Source organism: Deltaproteobacteria bacterium, assembly GCA_019308905.1.
Lineage (GTDB): Bacteria > Desulfobacterota > BSN033 > WVXP01 > WVXP01 > JAFDHF01.
Genome location: JAFDHF010000079.1, coordinates 1 through 17,479, shown reverse-complemented (window position 1 = coordinate 17,479; position 17,479 = coordinate 1). Strand labels below are relative to the sequence as shown.

Sequence of the window (17,479 nt, the reverse complement as noted above, 5' to 3'; positions counted from 1 at the left end):
CACGAATCACGAACACGACCTTTCCCCTCCCCGCTCACCCTTGATGGGTACCCCACCGCTTCCGCAATGTCGCTCGGAGGCAAGGGTGTTCTCCAAAAGTCAGGAAACTCCACCTTTACGGTTCTTGACAAAACCTCCCCGGTGGATTAGAAAAATCTCTGATTGCATGCCCTGGCAGAGAAAAGGCTCGGAGTCTAACCGGGAGCGGACATAAACGGGCCTCCTTGTTACGGTCCGGGTGTTTTGACGGCACAGAGCCGCGAGCCTTTTCGGCCGGCGCAATCTGCCGGGTCACGGATCTTTCCTTGGAGCTTGTCTGGAGATGACCCACCGAGAGAGAGTGAGGACTGCTCTCGAACACAGAGAGCCTGACAGAGTACCCATAGATCTGGGAAGTTCGGTAAACACCGGAATAGTCAAGAAAGCATACGACAGTCTGAAGGCATACCTCGGGATAGAAAGCCCCACGGTTGTTTTCGACAAGAGCTTCCAGCTTGCCAGGGTGGCTGTGGATGAAGAGCTGCTCGAGCGATTCGGTGTCGATCTAAGGGGTGTCTTTCCAAGACCCCGGGATGCATGGAGAGACAAGGTCTTTCCCGGGGATTGTTATGAGGACGAGTGGGGGTTGGTGCGGAGACCGGCGGCCAACGGACTGTACTACGACGTGGTGAAGAGTCCTTTCAGCCAGGGTATCACGGCTTCAGGTCTCGACCGGTTTGAATGGCCGGACGGGAGAGATGCGAGCAGAGTGAAAGGGGTGAAGGAGGAGATCCAGGAATACCAGCGGAAGGGCTATGCCGTGGTTGTCAACATACGGGGTGGGTTCATAGGGAAGAGTCAATTGATGAGGGGGTTTGAAGGATGGTACCTGGACATGGCCATGAATCCAGAAGCCGTGTGTGCTATCATGGATAGGATACTCAAGTATCAGATAGACCTAACGTGGAACATGCTTGAAGGAGTAGGCGACATGGTGGACGTGGTAGTCTACGGGGACGACATCGGGACCCAGGAGGGGCCGATGGTATCGCCGAGGGCTTACCGCAAGTATCTGAAACCCAGGCAGGCAGAATTGATCGATGCGATTCGGCAGAGGACTTCAGCCAAAATCCACTACCACACCTGCGGAGCAGTCTACCCCTTTCTTGCCGATATGGTCGAGATCGGTGTTGATATTCTTAATCCGGTTCAGGTGAGCGCGAATGGTATGGACCCGGCCAGGCTGAAACGGGAGTTCGGCGATAGGCTTTCCTTCTGGGGAGGGGTCGACACGCAGCGGATCCTGCCTTACGGGTCTCCTGATGAGGTGAGGGCCGAGGTCCGGTTGAGGCTTGCCCAGATGGCCGAAGGGGGGGGATACGTACTCAATTCCGTGCACAATATTCAGGCCGATGTTCCACCCGAGAACATCGTGGCCATGTTCGAGGCGGCTTTGGAGTACGGAGACTATGCGACAAAGGGTTGGCTGTAAGGGGGAGCCGACCTAAGCGGAGGCTTCCGCTCCATGGTTTCGTCAGAGCTCGGGCGGCGGCCAGGTGTGGAAAACTGTCCGGGAAGGGGGTGAGAAACTGCAGGTTTCCAAGGATTTTCTGGTTTGGGGGAAGGACCAAGAAGGAGAGGATCGAATCCATGGGAGGCCGAGGCAACGGGGAAGACATGGTTGTGAGACGGCCTTCGTGATGAAAGGAGGAAACTCATGGGAAAGATAGGAATCAGAATCGCCGTAGCTTTGATCGTAGTTGCTCTGTCTCTGCTTGGTTTTGGTCAGGACGTCCTGGCAAAGAAGAAACCTTGGGAAAAGATAAAGTGGGACCAGCCGCGCCCGGCGGCGGAGAGGTTGTCCGCTGACCACTATATCCTGCCAAAAGGATGGGAGAAGGCGACAAAGGGGGTCAAGAGGATCCTTCACTTCAACGCTGGGGGCATGGAACACGACCCGGGTACTCTTGCGAACTTCAAACTCTTTGAAAAACTCACCGGTATCAAGGTGGACTACGTGGAGGTTTCAGATCAGGTCCTCCTCCAGAAGACGATCAGCGCCCTTGTGAGCCGGGATCCAAACGTTACCTCCATGTGCGTCTCCGAACCGGCTTTTGCCCTCCAGCATCTCATCTCTGCAAACTGGATCGAGAAGATGGACGCCATCTGGAGCCCCCAGGTGCAGGCCATCTATCCTCAGGGTTTGCTCCAGCTGCTGAAAGGGCCGGATGGACACTTCTACGGTACGGTCGACACTCAGAAAGCCAATATCAGCTACGCCAGACCGTCCTGGCTGAAGGCAGCAGGGGTCGGGGTTCCCAGCACTTGGGAGGAGTTGATCGTCGCCGCCCGGAAGGCCAGGCAGTGGGTTTTGAAAAACCTGGATTCTACATACTGGGGCGTCGGATTCACGGGCGACCACTACATTCTCCAGACTCTGCAAGCAATGACCTATGCACAGGGCGGCCGGTTGATGAAGAACGGAAAGATCGATCTGCTCACGCCTGAGTTCAAGAGGGCGTGGGAGACCCTCGTCAACTTCATCGCCAAGGACAAGTCGGCTCCTGAGGCGATTCTCGGCTGGACGTGGAACGACTATCAGCAGGCATTCGCCATGGGCAAGATCGCCATGATCCTGACAGGACTGAACACGAACATAGTCAGATTCGCCGATCCCGAGAAATCGCCGGGCGTGCACAAGGATGTGTACGGCAAACCGGTCGATGCTCCGGGTGACTGGGTTGCGTTTCCCCCGCCAAAGTGGAGCAAGAGTATGCCGGAGAAGTACCGGGGGGCGGCACCCACGAACTTCTCGGCCTTTGTGATCAACCGCTTTGCACCTGACAATGCCAAGGCGGCGGCAATGATCCTCGGAGAGGTCCGAATGAGCAAACAGGGAGGAGTGAACGAGCTCCTGATCGAGGGCAACTCACCCTTCCTCCCGGCGGTGTTCAACGACCCGGAGGTCATGGCCAAGGTGGCTTACGTGGATGTCCGGAAGATATGTAACGAGAACGCGGTACTGGAGGTCTTCCCTCCTGGTGGAGAGAAGATGATGGATATCCTTCTCGAGTACTTCGGAAAAGCCGCGACCGGTAAGGTCAGTCCTATCCAGGCATTGGAGCGGGCTCAAGAGGAGATCGAGAGCTTCCTATACTACTAAGCAGATGTCCCGGAAAAGAGGCATGCGGGGCTGATGGGAAGTTTCACCGGTGGCCCAGCGGACCGACCGCAGGGCCACCGGGTTTTTGACTGTTACGGGATGAGTCGGTTGAGGCCGTGTGAGTCGATAGAGATCCCGGGGAACCTGGGGTGAGGTCATGAGGCTGTCGGACAGTAGATTCGGTTTCATTCTGTCGATGCCTGGAGCGGCTGTGCTGTTTCTGTGGATCCTTGTCCCCTTCGTTCTCCTGGTAGCCACGAGTCTTCTGAGGTATGACAACATCCGTCCGGTTGTCTTTTGTGGGCTGAAGAACTACAGATACCTCTTCCACCAGCGGGTGTTTTGGTTAAGCTTCAAGAATACCATGGTTTTCTGCGCGGGTGTGACCTCCCTGACATTCGTGATCAGCCTGATTCTGGCCCACTCTCTGTCCAGGATAACCCGGGGGTCAGGCATCCTCCGCTCTTTTGCCATGTTCCCGTGGGCCGTCCCCATGGTAGTGTCGGGGTTCATGTGGGCACAGATGTTCAATCCCTCCTTTGGGGTCATCAACGATTTCCTTCTCCGTCTTGGGATTCTCCGTGAGCCGATCGATATCTATGGCAACCCGGATCTCGCCATGATGGGGGTGATCATCGCGGACTCCTGGACGCGGATCCCATTCATGACCATCATTATCCTCGCAGGGCTGGAAAGCATCGACCCGACCCTGTACGAGGCCGCCCGTGTGGATGGTGCAGACACGCTGCAGATCTTCAGGCACGTGTCTCTGCCCCTGAACAGGAAGGCCATGTTGACGGGGGTCGTCATCACAACCATCTTCTCCTTCAGAACCATCGACACTATTTTCTCCATGACCTTTGGAGGGCCGGCCAAGGCGACCTACACCTTCGGCTTCTATATCCTGGACTACATCTATCGATACTTCAATTTCGGCGTGGCCGGCGCCATGAGTATGATCATGCTTTTTCTTCTGCTCATGATAGGCAGCTTTTTCATTTTCCATATTTTGAGAAGGGAAAAAGGGTGAAAGGCCTATGAGAGCGAGAGACTCGATCGTAAAGGTGCTCGATCAGAGAGCGACGCCGTATGTGGTGGTCGGTGTGATCCTATTCTTCATGCTCATCCCCATCGGATGGACATTTATCACCTCGCTGAAGTCGCTGAAGGAAGCCTTTCTCACGCCGCCGACCTATGTCCCGAGGAACCCGACCTTTGAAGCTTACAAGGCGGTCATCTTCAAGTCTCCTGTTCCCAGGTATATCTTGAACTCATTGATCTATTGCCTTTCCACCGTCGCCTTCATCCTGACCGCAGGGGTGTTCAGCGCTTACGGGCTCAGCAAGTACCCGTACAGGGGCAGCAACCTCATCCTTGTCTCCTTCCTGGTGACCCGTATTCTCCCCCCTCTGAGTCTGCTCCTTCCCTTCTACATCATCTTCAGGGTCCTCGGGTTGATAGACACAAAGCTCAGTGTGATCATATTTGCCATCTATCTTTCCTACCCGCTGGCTGTGTGGATCCTGAAGTCCTTTTTTGACACCTTCCCTTCAGACCTGATGGACGCCGGGATGATCGATGGGTGTACTCGTATGGGTGTGCTCTTCAGAATCGTGCTTCCGGGGGTTGCAACGGGTATTGCTGCTGTCGCAATCATCGCCTTTCTTTGGACATGGCAGGAGTTTTTGTCGCCTTACCTCTTCCTAAACAGCGACATCAATAAACCCATCACCGTGGGCGTGTACTACTTTGTCGGAGACGAGCTGACGTACTGGAACACCATATCCGCCGCCGCGATCTTTGCAAGCATACCCGGAATCGTCTTCTTCCTGATTGCCCAGAAATACATCGTCAAAGGGCTGACCATGGGAGGGGTCAAGGGATAGGAGGCTGGGGAGTTTCCTGTCCTTTGGACTGACTATTCTTGCAAACCGTTGAATTTGCAGTCATTTCTCTCTTTGCCGGGGAGTTCCCCTGTCGCTTCGCTCCCAAGCTCAGGCGGTGTCCCATTCGGGATTCGCGGGCGGGGAATTCTTGCCCCTTCCCCACGAACACGAGCCACGAACACTCCCCTTCCCGCTTGCTCCCGGATGGGTACCCCACCGTTTCCGCCATGTCGCCCGGGGCCAAGGGGTTTCCCCAGGGGCCTGTCCTAAGCGAGCCGCTTATAGAAGTTCTTGAAGCCAGGGGCGAAGTCCCATCCGTCAACGAGAAACTCTACCACGGCCGGAGTACCGTCGAGAGTCGCCTGGAGGGCCCTCTCCAGGGCTGGTTTGATTTGAGCCGGCTTCTCCACCCGCTCGCCAAAACACCCACTGGCCTGGGCGATCTTCACGAAGTCAGGCTGGACCTCGAATTCGGTGGAGATGAATCGATCGCCTCTGTTCTTCTGGTGGAAGCGTATCCATCCGAGCATAGAGTTGTTGAGGACGAGATAGGTCACGGGTGCATGGTGCTGAACGGCAGTGGGCAGTTCCTTCATGAACATCTGAAAAGCCCCGTCGCCCACCGGGCATATCACGTTCTTATCCGGCATGGCCAGCTTGGCACCGATCGCCGCCGAGCACCCCCCTCCCATGCATGTCTGTTCTCCAGGAGCCACACAGCTGTTCACATCGAGGACCTTGTAATAGGGCCAGTAGTAGGACCACAGGTCCTGGGATCCGTTTTCATTCACCAGGACCGTGTTCTTCCCGAAAACCCGGTTCAATTCGCGAATTACGCGTTTCGTCTTTATGGGGACCGAGTCTGTGAGGCATTCAGCCTCGACCCGAGCCTCATATGCCTTCTTCTCGTCGAGGATTCTTGAGATCCTGGAAGGATCTCGCCTTACGTCCGCGCCTTCCTGGCGGAGGCGGCGGATCAGGTCCCGAAGGGCTAGCTTCACATCCCCTATGATCGCCACGTCGGGAATCCAATTGCGGCCTATCTCCTCGGGGTCGATGTCTATCTGGATGTACTTCGCTCCTTGGGGGAAGAACTTCTGTTCACCTGACTGGAAATCTTCATTGCGGGAACCGAGAGTCATCAGCAGATCGGCCTCACCGTACACCCTTTCACCGATCTCGGTGAAGTACAATCCCACAAGGCCCAGAGCCAGGGCGTGATCCTCCGGGATGATGCCCCTCCCGCACGGAGTGGTCATGACAGGGATGCCCAGCAATTCAGCAAGGTCCCTCACCTCTGCAAAAGCCCTGGAACTCACGGCTCCCCCGCCCGCCACAATTAGCGGCCTTTTTGCTTCCATGAGCAGGCCTGCTGCCTCCGAAATTGCCTCGGGATCACCTGAGCACCGCAGTGGGTAGCGTGCAGGTACGTACTCCGGGATGTCGCCTCCTTTCTCCCCCACATCCTTGGGGATGTCGATATAGACCGGGCCGGGCTTCCCGTTGGTAGAGAGAGAAAAGGCTCTCCTCATCACCCATGCGGCCCGTTCCGGCTCTGTGATCCGGTCGCACCACTTGGTGATGGGTTTCATGAGCGCGACTTGGTCGAATTCCTGGAATGCACCCATACCAGCATTGGCCCGCTTCGAACTGCAGCCCACCGCAATAACGGGGAGGCATGCCGAGTACGCCTCCAGAATCCCGGAAGCGAGATTGGACACGCCGGGACCGCTGGGACCGTAACAGAGACCCGGCCGACCCGTGAGGCGGGCGTAGCCCATGGCCATAAACGGGCCGGCGCTTTCCTCTCTCACAAGGACCGTTCGGATTTCCGGTGCATCAAGAAGAGCGTCATAGAAGAGGTCTCCCCCGGGCAGGCCGAAGACGTATTCGGTCTTCTCTGCCTTGAGGGCCGAAACAACTGCCTGCCATACATTCATCGCTATCCCCTTTCCTAGCGGACTGTCTGTCTTTTCTTTCCCGCGGTTCTCATCCACCCGTAGCGGTTTTCACCATGGCTTGCACGTTCTCCACCGGAACATCCGGGGTCGTACCGGTTCCCGAGGAGAGAATAAGCCTTCTCCCCCTGGCCGCACTCAGGCAGGCCCGGGTTTCCCGGGAAACTTCTTCAGGACTTCCCCTGCGCAGGGTGCCGTGGGGATTCAGGCCTCCAAAAAGGCATATTCTCTCATCGAGAAGTGGATAGAGCCGGGCCAGATCATGCTGATCGCTCCCAAAATGCCAGATGTCAAACCCAAAACGCTGAATCAAAGCGATGTGTCTGTCCGTGTGGAATCCCTCGTTATGATAGATCTTGACGGCATAGGGGAACTCATCGAATATGGCCTTGATGTGAGGAAGGATGAATCGTTCCATCTGGTCCGGGTTAACCTGACTCGGCACGTGTTCCCCTAGAATCAGCAGGTCTGCCCGTCCATTTGCCTCCTCCTGGATATGGAGCCACTTGGTAATCAGTTCTGTGAGGCAGCCCATAAGGGCTACGATTCGGTCGGGATCCTCGTAAAGCCCCAGGAAGTAACGATCATATCCCAAAATCAGGCCGGCTACCTCTGCCGGGCCCATGGAGATAACCAGCTTCTCCATCTTCTCTCCCCTTGCAGAGAGAAGAGCCTGCATCTTCTCCATCTGGACGAGATAGAGAGGCATCAGTCCTGCATTTTGAGGGTTGGGGACCTTGAGACGGTCTATCTCTGACAGATCGGTTACCGAAGGGGCTATGTAGGGTGCGCTCTCCTCGAACCAGGTGATCTGCCCTCCAAAGGCAGAGGCCTCGATGACCACGCCCAGGTCAGGCCAGATACCGGGCAGAATCAATGCTTCGGGGAATCGCTCCTTGAGCCGGAGTTGCACCGAGAGTTTCTCCTCCACATCCAGATAGTACCGCCGCATGTCTGGAATACCCCCGACCATGCTGGCATGGCACGGGGCATAATCCCACAGAGCCACCAGCGGTCTTTCCGGCAGGGGCCCGCGGACCATGGAGATGATGTCTTGAAAGTCAGGCATAAGGTCTAATTCCCGTGAAGAGGACTGCCGGGACTCTACGCGGCCGTTCCACACCACTCGGTGAGAAAGACCCCGTACTCGTATGCTGTCTCAAGAAGATCCGGAATCTGGACATGTTCGTTTTTCGAATGGGCCTGTCTCTCGTTATAGCCGCCGTAGACGATGCTGGGCATTCCTCCCTGATTATAGTAGTATCTCGCATCACAGGAGGCCATCATCCCTCTCACCTCCACGTCCCTGCCCAGAGACCGGAGCGTTTCGCGCAGGGCTTCCGTGAAGGGATGGCCCTCTGGCATCTGATAGGGTTCGTTCTTGAGCCCTTCGTAGCGAACACGAACATGGTCTTTCACCCAGGAGTCCTCGATTCCACGAATCACATCGACGAGCTCCCGTTCAACTCCTTCCATGGTCTTCATGGGGAGGAAGCCGACCCCACCTTCCATCGTCACGGCGTCTGGAACAATCGAGAAGAAGTCGCCACCTTTGATGATTCCGACGTTCACCTGCCCCGGGTATTCAAAGTCCTCAAAAAGCGGATAACCCCGGCCCTCTTCTATCAGCCTGTCCTCGTACTTGACGAGGGCGTCGATGACTTTTGCTGCCTTTTCGATGGCGTTGACCCCGTATCGCTTGTTCCCGAGATGGGCCTGCTTGCCCTCCACTTCAATCGTGAACTGGAGGCATCCCCTGTGAGCGATGTTGATTCTGTGGTCTGTAGGTTCGAGGACAAGGACACCGTCAGCCCTGAATCCCTCGCGGACAAAGGCCAGGGCACCGGCCATCCCCACCTCTTCCTCGTTTGTCAGATGGACCTCAGTATCACCCAGGAGGTGAATGCCCATGGTCTGGAGCGCCTTCAGGGCAAAGAAGATTGAGACGATTGCAGCCTTGTCGTCCACGGCTCCCCGGCCGTAAACCAGATCCTCCTCCACCCTGGGCTCAAAGGCCTCTTTCCAGTCCCCCGGCCCTACGACATCCACGTGTGCGCAGGCGATAAGGCTCTTTCCATCCCCTCTTCCCTTCCAGAAATACCGTGTCTGGGGCCGGTCTTGAAAGGGCACCTTGATGCCGGAGGCGAAATCCGGATCTGATCGGAGGGATTCCTTGATGGGGATGAGCCGGGCCTCACCCTCCAACCGAGAGAACCGCTTGCAGAGTTCTTTCTGAATCTCACCCTCCTGCCCGGAAATACTCGGAATCGCGACGAGATCACAGAGCATCCTTACCGCCTCGTCCCGGAACGACAGGATCTGTTCTTTCAACTTCCCAAACAGCACTCTCTTCTCCATGGTCTCGCCTCCCTCTGGTTTTTCCTGCCGAGATCCGATATAGATACAACAATTTGGGAGTGGCCTGCAACCCTCGGCCGCCACTTCAACGAAGTTTCCGGCTGCAACTGTCATGGCAGGCAAGGGGGAGCGGGGGTACGGTTTTCTTGCCAGACAAAAGGGGAGGAAGAGATGAGCCTTTGTCCACTCCACGAAAAGGCGATCGTCTTGATGCCGGAAGACGACGTTGCCCTTGCAAGGGCAGACATACCCTCCAGGACGACTCTCGAGTATCGGGGGGGGATGATTCTAGTGAGGGAGACCATTAAAGGGGGACACAAGTTCGCCTTGAGGGAGATCCCCCGCTCCGCTCCGGTCCGGAAGTACGGACAGATTATCGGTTTTGCCACTCAGAAGATCAGGCCGGGGGACCACGTTCACATCCACAATGTGGAAGCCGGCAGCTTTGCCCGAGACCAGGATTTTGCCACGGAGGTCAAGCCGCCGGTGGCCGGCCAGGCGGCCAAGACGAGGACGTTTCTCGGTTTTCAGAGAGCCGATGGCCGGGTCGGGACAAGAAACTGTATCGCCGTCATCTCCACGTGTAACTGTTCGGCCTCGGTCACCCGCCGGATCGCCCGTCATTTTCGAGTAGGAGGGCTCGAGGCGTTCCCCAACGTGGACTCTGTTTTTCCTGTCTGCCATCACAGCGGGTGCGGCATGCCCATGGGAGGAGAGGATCATGAGAGGCTCCAGCTGATCCTGGCAGGCTTTGCGACCCACCCCAATATAGCCGGGTACCTCCTTGTGGGACTCGGCTGTGAAATGAATCAGGCCAGCAGCCTCGTCGAGGCCAAGGGATTGACCTGTCCCAACCTGCCCCTCTTTCAACACCCCCCTATCGTGAACATCCAAGAGACCGGTGGAACCCAAGAGGCGGTGGAAAAAGGTGTGAAAATCGTTTTGGAGATGCTACCCCATGCGAACGAGGCGCGGCGAACTCCTCAACCTGTCTCCTCGATCTGCCTGGCCACACAGTGTGGAGGCAGTGACGCTGATTCCGGCATCACGGCAAACCCTGCCCTGGGCTTGGCCGCTGACGAACTGGTCCGTTGTGGGGGAACGGTGATCCTCGGAGAGACGGCGGAGCTGTACGGGGCCGAGCACCTCCTCACCAGGCGGGCCAGGGACGAGGGAGTGGGGAGAAGGCTCCTGGAACGGATCCGATGGTGGGAAACATACACTCGCCTCTTCCATTCGGAACTCGACAATAACCTCTCCCCCGGCAACAAGAAGGGAGGGTTGACCACGATCTACGAGAAGTCTTTGGGTGCCGTAGCCAAGGGAGGGAATACACCTCTCAATGCGGTCTACCTGTACGGGGAGAGGGTGGCCGAGAAAGGGCTGGTGATGATGGATACCCCGAGTCATGATCCCACGTCTGTGACCGGGATGGTTGCGGGGGGGGCGAATGTGGTTGTCTTCACCACGGGACGGGGCTCGGTGTTTGGGTTCAAGCCGGCTCCGGTGATCAAGGTCGCATCCAATTCTCGGCTCTACAGGAAGATGATAGGCGACATGGATATCAACGCCGGAGTGGTTCTGGAGGGAGAACCGATCGGTTCGGTTGGCCGGGAGATTTTCGAACGGATTATCGCCGTGGCGTCTGGTGAGAGAACAAAAAGCGAACTCCAGGGTTTGGGTGAAGAGGAGTTCGTTCCCTGGATCCTGGGACCGATGCAGTAAACACTGCGGATCGGCAGATGCCCCCACTGCGAGCGGGCCAGGGGAGCCTGAATCGGCCCGCACAGCCTCTCTTGCATCAAGGATGCTCGGGTTCGAGGCAGTTGCTGCCGTCCCCGGGACAATCGATGGTACAGGTAAATACGGCCGTCTCGGTCTTGCTCGGGTTTTCAAGGGAATGACCTTCCCATGTATAGGTGTATATCACGTCTCCCGGTCCGACTCTTGCGGCCTCCGTTTCGCTTTTGAAGATCAAAGACCCTTCCAGGACAAAGACGGCCTCTACGTACTCATGGGCGTGGAAGGGGATCTTTCCTCCCGGTTTCATGGTGAAATGGCGCAAGGCGAAGTTGTGCCTGTACTCAGGCCCTCCGTACCGGTTATGGACCAGCCACCGGATGGATGTTCCGGTTATGTCGAGGGGCTTGCCCTCATGGAGAACGGTCTTCAGGGAAATCTCAGGTACCTCTTTGACATTTCTAACCAGCATGGCTTCTTCCCCCTGTTGAGCAGATTTTGTGAGCCGACCGTTTACAGCCCTTTTCGAGCAGGCTGCCCGGCCTTAATAAAACAGCAAAAATCCCCTCATTGTCAACAGGTGTGGAGGTCCCGGGTCTCCCGCCTATGGAAAGGGCCGGATCCGGATCTCCTCCGGGTTTCGAACACTTCTGCCGGGCAGGAGGCGGCCGGTCCCTGGGAGAGACTTTTCTTTGAGACCGCTTGACAAGATCTGGAACAAAGCCCTAAGCTTTAAGAAAAAACCCTTTTCCGGAAGAGACGGTGTGAAGGAGGAACCATGGTCAGAGTGCTAAAGTGGTTGGGAATCATCATAGGAGCCCTGGTTTTGCTTCTCTTTGTTTTTGCACTCCTACTCCCCCGAATCGTGGATTTCAACAAATACAAACCCGCTATCCAGAGCATGGTGACAGAATCCACTGGTAGAGCCTTTTCTATCGGGGGAGATATCCAGCTTACCGTGTTCCCCTGGGCCGGACTGTCCCTGTCGGACATACATCTCGGCAATGCGAAGGGGTTCAGGGAAGAAGACTTCCTCTCCCTGGACCGGCTCGAGGTGAGAGTCAAACTGCTCCCCCTGATCTTCAAGGAGATCGACGTGAGGCGGTTTATCCTGAAAAGTCCCAGGGTCGTGCTTGAAAGAGATGAGGCCGGCCGGGGAAACTGGCAGGATCTCACCGGGAGAGCAGAGCAAAAGAAGACCAGGAAGAAGCCTGCCTCCAAGGAGAAACCCTCCCCTGGGATCAAGAAACTCACGGTGGGGGAGTTTGCCGTGACCTCCGGAGAACTACTCTGGTTAGATCGCCGGAAGGGCACCGAGCAGCGGCTCACGGAAGTCGACCTGGGGCTGCACCCGATCTCCCTGGATCGACCCATCTCCCTTGATCTCTCTGCACGGCTGAACGGGCGGCCTATCCGGATCAAAGGCAGGGTAGGCCCTCTCGGGGTGTCTTTGGGAAGAGAGAAGATTCCCTTTTCTTTAGAAGTACGGGGACTGGACGTGTTGGTGGCCCGGGTCAGGGGTTTTCTGGCCGGGTTGGATGAGGGACCTCGATTCGAAATAGCCGTTGAGACCGACCCTTTCTCTCCCCGGAAACTGGCAAAGGCCTTAGGTTCTGATCTTTCCAAGAAGATGAGATCCCCCGATGCCTTCAAGGAGATGGCTCTTAAGGTAACCGCAACCGGGACATCCAAGGCGGTGGACTTGAAGGGAGGGGTCTTAAAGCTGGACGGTTCCACAATGAATTTCGACGTGGAGGCGAGCCAATTTGAGAAGCCTGTGTGCAAGTTCGACCTTGCCGTGGACAGGATCGATGTGGACCGGTATCTACCTGCTTCGGCCGGAAGCGAAGACAAAGAAAAACACGGGGGAGGTACGAAAGGGGAGGGGAAACCCCGGTTTGCTTTCCCCCGGAAGGCCGTGGTGGAAGGGGAGATTCGTATCGGGGAATTGAAGATCCGGGGGGCAGACCTTTCCCAGGTGATGGCCAGAGTCGAGATGCGGGAAGGGATCATCCGGGTGGACCCCTTTTCCATGAGTCTTTACGGTGGCAAGCTTTCCGGTATCTTTACGGGGAATCTTCAGCAGGAGAGACCGAGGATCAGAATCGTCTCCGGGATGGAGCATGTGGATGCAGGTCCTTTGCTGAAAGACCTCGGCTACACGGACAGGATCCAAGGGCTCATCGATTTCAGTGGAGATATCTCGTTCAGGGGTACAGAGCCAGAGCAGATAAGGGAGACACTAAACGGGAAGGGTCAGTTCTCTTTCACCGACGGGGCCATTGTAGGATTCGACATTGTCCAGATGGTTCGAAACGTGAAGGCCGTTTTCGGGATGGAGAAAACCGAGAGGCTCAAGACCGAGTTCTCAGAACTCAGGGGTAAGTTCACCTTGAAGGACGGCCTGCTCGTCAACCCCTCCACCTACCTGGCCTCTCCCCTTTTGAGGGTGGTGGGCAGGGGAAGGATCGACCTGCCACGGGAGACAATCGAATACAGGGTGGAGCCCAAGTTCGTGGCTACTCTACAGGGGCAGGGCGACAGCGGTTTGAGGAAAGGGTTCATGGTTCCCGTTGAGATCTCCGGGACAATCTCTCACCCAAGATTCAGGCCGGACCTATCCGGTCTTCTGGAGAGTGAAAAGGTGATGGAGGCGGCCCCGAAGATCCTGGAGGATCTGGTGGGTAAAGAAGGGGGCGGAGAGGCAACAAAGCAGAAAGCCCTGAAGATCCTGGAAGACCTGACCCAGGGAAAGCAAAGCACGGAGGGTGGCCTCCAAGAGTTGATCCCAGGGCTTTTCTCTTCGGGCAAGAAGGAGTGAAACAGAGGGGAACCCGGTATACCCCTATACCGAGAGACTCCGGGATACCGGAAATCCGACTCCCGGGACCGGGGGAGGCATGGCCGGCAACACGGGTTTGCGCTACAGGGGCCGATCCCGCAAGAAAAGGGCCATGGCGACAATGAGCAACCCGTTTAGCCCGACAAAATACCAGAGCCACCAGGGAAAACCGAGAATCAGAGGCGTGGCCGATCCCCATGACCAGTAATCGATTCCCAGGAGGAAGAGTACTGCAAACACGGCGCCCCCTGTGACAGCCTTTTTTCGTCCGATTGGTCTCCCACCGATGCTTCCAGGCAGTTCCGGTTCCGCCGAGGGCCTGCCCCTTTGGAGAAGGCTCACCACTATAATGACGACACTCGTGACGAGGAGCACCGGAACAACCGGGAGGAACCCCAAGGTGGGAAGCCAGCCCAGAGCGTAGAGTACAACCATGGTCTCCCCGATCAGGATGGAGAGACCTGCACCAAGGGCCGTAGCCCTTGGCCAGTAGAGTCCGGCGACGAGGGTGGGGAAGAGGACAGCGAGGCCCGTGAAGGTCTGGGTCGCAATTGTCAGAATCGTACTCGGCGGCCTATAGGCTATGGCCAGGCCGGCTACGGCCAGGACGATAACAAAGATCCTGCCGATCTTCTGCTGGTTTTTCGCGCCGTGAGGCCTTCGCGGGATATCTCTGGCAAACATCGAACTCAGGGTCAATAGCTGTGAATCGAGAGTCGACATGAGTGCAGCCAGCCCGGCGGTGAGGACGAGAGCGCCTATCCAGTTGTCTGCCAGTTGCTGCATGAGAAGAGGCAGGATCCTGTCGGCCTCTTTCCCTTTGAGCCCGGGCAGGGAGAGACGTCCGATCACTCCGATGGATACGGGAAGGAGAAAGAGAAGGCCCGTGACCAGAGGATAGGTGAGCATCGTGATATCGAGAGAACGGCGGTCCTTGGCTGCAAAGAATCTCTGGAATAGTTGTGGGAACAGAGGATCGCATAGAAACCAGAGAATCATATAGCTGAACCAGATACCCAGGGGGAAGGCGTTGTTGGGGCCCGGTCTCGAGTAGAGATCCGGGAAGCGATGAAAGGCGGTGAGATTGGCCCGTATCAAGCCGCCGTGGGGAGCAGCGGCGATCATTAGAGCAGTGATCATCAGAAGAATCATCATGGCTCCCTGAAGAGCGTCGGTCCAAACCACGCCCCGAAGTCCTCCCAGGAAGACATAAGCAACGATTACACCCATGACCAGAAGGGCACCGGCAAAATAGGGAATTCCCAAGAGCGATTCGAGGGCGTAGCCGGCGGAGATCGGTTGGATGGCAATATAGGGCAAGGTGAAGATGACCATGACTCCGAAGAAAACAAGCCGCAGAGCCCTGCTCCGGTATCTCCTGCCGATCAGTTCGGCGGGAGTGATATGGCCTTCTTTTTTGCCCAGTTGCCAGACCCGCTTGCCGATGAAGCTGAAGGTGACGGCCATGAACGCGGTGCCAAAGGCCATGATGGGGTAGAATCCATATCCCAGCCGATAGCCTGCTCCGGAAAATCCGAAGACCGTGAAGGCGGAGAAATTGGTGGCGGCCATGGTGCAGAAGAGGAGAAAGGGACCGAGATTCCTCCCGGCCAAAAAGAAATCTTCCGGGGTTCCCCTTGCATATCGGCGCGTATAGATGCCTACCAGCGAGATGATAAGGAGGTAGGTGACGACGACAAGAGTTCTCTCTGCCAAAGGTCGGCCCCTCCAGTGGAAAAGCCACCCAGAGTCTGGGTGGCCTTCGCCTGAACATGACCCTAACGGAACAGCTCTGCCGGCAATACCCTTCCCGGCGGATTTACTGCAGGGTCAAGTAAAACAGAAAAAGGGTTTCGAGTCAACCCCCGCCCTCGACGAGCAGCGGTTCCGCAACTGAAATTTCAAACACGCCTAAATTTTCAATTTTATAATCTTTTTTCTTCCGAATAATTACCGAGCAGATTCGTTCCCGGCTGAAGCCCTATGTCAGTTACAGAGAGTTTGTCAGGGGCACCTTATCGGTGAGAGAACGGGTCTGTGGAAAACCGAATTGTAAATGTAGAAGGGGAACCAAACATGTCTCGCTTTTTCTGAGCCGAAGCAAAGACGGCAAGATCGAGCAGCTCTATATCCCCAAGAACAAGGAGGAGCTGGTACGCAGGTGGGTGCAAAACTACCGCGATGTTCAGCAGTTGCTCGAGAAGATATCCTCCCTCTATTGGAATAGGTTAAAGGAAAAGGGGTAAGCGATTCTCAGGCGTTTTCTCCACTATGTAGAGAAGGTCTATCAGTTTCGCGCTCTGCTCGGCAGTATCGCCGACAGGCGGACAAGGCCGTCGATCAAGACGCCTGTCATATTTTCAAGTGCCCTGGTCATGATGCTCACCCGGATGGGGAGTCTGAATGCCTTGGAGCAGCAAAGGGGCAATGGTTTTTGGAGGAGGTGGCTGGGCCAAGATCTGCCTAGTGCTGATACGATAGGGCGGGTCTTTTGCCTGATCAACCTGGAATCCATCCGTCATTTCACCCACCACGTCTACAGCAGATTGAAGCGGAACAAAGCCCTCAAGAAGACCCATGGGTTTGATGTGTTGATCATAGATGGTCATGAATCAAGCGCAAGTTATCTGCGCTGTTGCCCTGGTTGTCTGAGCAGGGTGATCCACACCAGGCAACAGGATCGTATCCAGTACTATCATCGCAATGTCATAGCCATGCTCTCAGCCAAGGATTTTCCCCTCCTATTAGATGTGGAGGAGCAGAGAGGGGGCGAGGATGAGGTTGGCGCGGCTTTTCGTCTCATGGAGAGGATACTTGATCATTACCCCCGCGCCTTTGATCTAGTCGTTGCCGATGGACTTTATCTAAGGGCCCATTTCTTTGATCTTCTCCTCGCCCATGGCAAGCATATCATCGCTGTGTTAAAGGATCAGAGGCGGGAGCTAATCCAGGATGCCAAGAGTCTTTTTCAATATGAGGAACCATTGACCCAGCTAGAGGGCAACACAACAAGACAGATGTGGGATATTGAGGATTTCAGTTCGTGGCAGGCCTTGGGCAGGGGTGTAAGGGTGGTGCGATCTGTGGAGAACAGGACCATTAGGAGACGAGGCCATTGTTGATCTTGGTCATTCCAGATGGCACATCGAGAATAAGGCCCTAAACGAGATGGTCACCTATTGGCATGCCGACCATGTGTACAGGCATCATCCCACTGCCATCTCTGCCTTTTGGCTAACCCTGATTCTGGCGTTAAATCTATTCCGTGCTTTTCTCTATTTGAACATCAAGCCAGATCTGAGATACAAACACAGCAATCTCTATTTTTCCACCCTCATTTTATCAGGACTCTATGATGGCAGCTATCAGAAGATTCCCCCTTGAACCGGGCTTTCCCCTCGATATCGCTCTAGCAGGTGCCTCGATCCACTAGGGGGGTGGTGTTTTTTCTTATCAGAAAAAGCCAATATCAGCCACTAAATCCAACCTACTCCCCAATCCGAATCTCGCCTAGTCGAACATAACTTAGCCCTTTTCGGGGGCTTAACTATCC

12 protein-coding genes are annotated in these 17,479 nt (G+C 56.0%); 7 read left to right on the top strand and 5 right to left on the bottom strand.

Annotation, left to right across the window (positions count from 1 at the left end; all coding sequences use genetic code 11):
* Window positions 1–322: 322 nt before the first annotated feature.
* From JRJ26_18390 to JRJ26_18375, 4 genes are all read left to right on the top strand, one after another.
* Entirely contained in the window at window positions 323–1,471 is a 1,149-nt protein-coding gene (locus JRJ26_18390) for a hypothetical protein (protein MBW2059463.1), read from the top strand.
* 225 nt (window positions 1,472–1,696) lie between these two features.
* A complete protein-coding gene (locus JRJ26_18385; GenBank protein MBW2059462.1) occupies window positions 1,697–3,142 on the top strand; it encodes an extracellular solute-binding protein in 1,446 nt (481 codons plus the stop codon).
* Window positions 3,143–3,299: 157 nt separating this feature from the next.
* Complete coding sequence (locus JRJ26_18380) at window positions 3,300–4,172, top strand: sugar ABC transporter permease (GenBank protein ID MBW2059461.1); 873 nt, start codon at window positions 3,300–3,302, stop codon at window positions 4,170–4,172.
* Window positions 4,173–4,179: 7 nt separating this feature from the next.
* Complete coding sequence (locus JRJ26_18375) at window positions 4,180–5,028, top strand: carbohydrate ABC transporter permease (GenBank protein MBW2059460.1); 849 nt, start codon at window positions 4,180–4,182, stop codon at window positions 5,026–5,028.
* Window positions 5,029–5,294: 266 nt separating this feature from the next.
* Here the strand turns inward: JRJ26_18375 and JRJ26_18370 are convergent, their stop codons facing one another.
* From JRJ26_18370 to JRJ26_18360, 3 genes are read right to left on the bottom strand one after another with little or no spacing between them, the layout of a single operon-like run.
* Entirely contained in the window at window positions 5,295–6,974 is a 1,680-nt protein-coding gene (locus JRJ26_18370) for a thiamine pyrophosphate-binding protein (protein MBW2059459.1), read from the bottom strand.
* A 43-nt stretch (window positions 6,975–7,017) separates the two neighbouring features.
* On the bottom strand, window positions 7,018–8,055 hold the full coding sequence (locus tag JRJ26_18365; protein MBW2059458.1) for a hypothetical protein: 1,038 nt from the start codon (window positions 8,053–8,055) through the stop codon (window positions 7,018–7,020).
* Window positions 8,056–8,090: 35 nt separating this feature from the next.
* Complete coding sequence (locus JRJ26_18360; protein ID MBW2059457.1) at window positions 8,091–9,344, bottom strand: ArgE/DapE family deacylase; 1,254 nt, start codon at window positions 9,342–9,344, stop codon at window positions 8,091–8,093.
* 171 nt (window positions 9,345–9,515) lie between these two features.
* Here JRJ26_18360 and JRJ26_18355 point away from each other — a divergent pair, with 171 nt between their 5' ends.
* Entirely contained in the window at window positions 9,516–11,069 is a 1,554-nt protein-coding gene (locus tag JRJ26_18355) for an altronate dehydratase (GenBank protein ID MBW2059456.1), read from the top strand.
* Between the two features lie 76 nt (window positions 11,070–11,145).
* Here the strand turns inward: JRJ26_18355 and JRJ26_18350 are convergent, their stop codons facing one another.
* The gene (locus JRJ26_18350) at window positions 11,146–11,556 is read right to left on the bottom strand and encodes a cupin domain-containing protein (protein MBW2059455.1); all 411 of its coding nucleotides are present in this window, start codon (window positions 11,554–11,556) and stop codon (window positions 11,146–11,148) included.
* Window positions 11,557–11,862: 306 nt separating this feature from the next.
* On the opposite strand from JRJ26_18350, the gene JRJ26_18345 reads away from it, so the two are divergent.
* Window positions 11,863–13,905 (top strand): AsmA family protein, encoded by a 2,043-nt coding sequence (locus JRJ26_18345; GenBank protein MBW2059454.1) that lies wholly within the window; start codon window positions 11,863–11,865, stop codon window positions 13,903–13,905.
* 102 nt (window positions 13,906–14,007) lie between these two features.
* Here JRJ26_18345 and JRJ26_18340 read toward each other — a convergent pair whose 3' ends face one another.
* Complete coding sequence (locus tag JRJ26_18340; GenBank protein MBW2059453.1) at window positions 14,008–15,642, bottom strand: sodium:solute symporter family protein; 1,635 nt, start codon at window positions 15,640–15,642, stop codon at window positions 14,008–14,010.
* A 659-nt stretch (window positions 15,643–16,301) separates the two neighbouring features.
* Between JRJ26_18340 and JRJ26_18335 the strand changes: the two genes are divergently transcribed.
* Window positions 16,302–17,048 carry a hypothetical protein gene (locus tag JRJ26_18335; protein MBW2059452.1) on the top strand — a complete coding sequence of 249 codons (747 nt, stop codon included), beginning with the start codon at window positions 16,302–16,304 and terminating at the stop codon, window positions 17,046–17,048.
* Window positions 17,049–17,479: the final 431 nt, after the last annotated feature.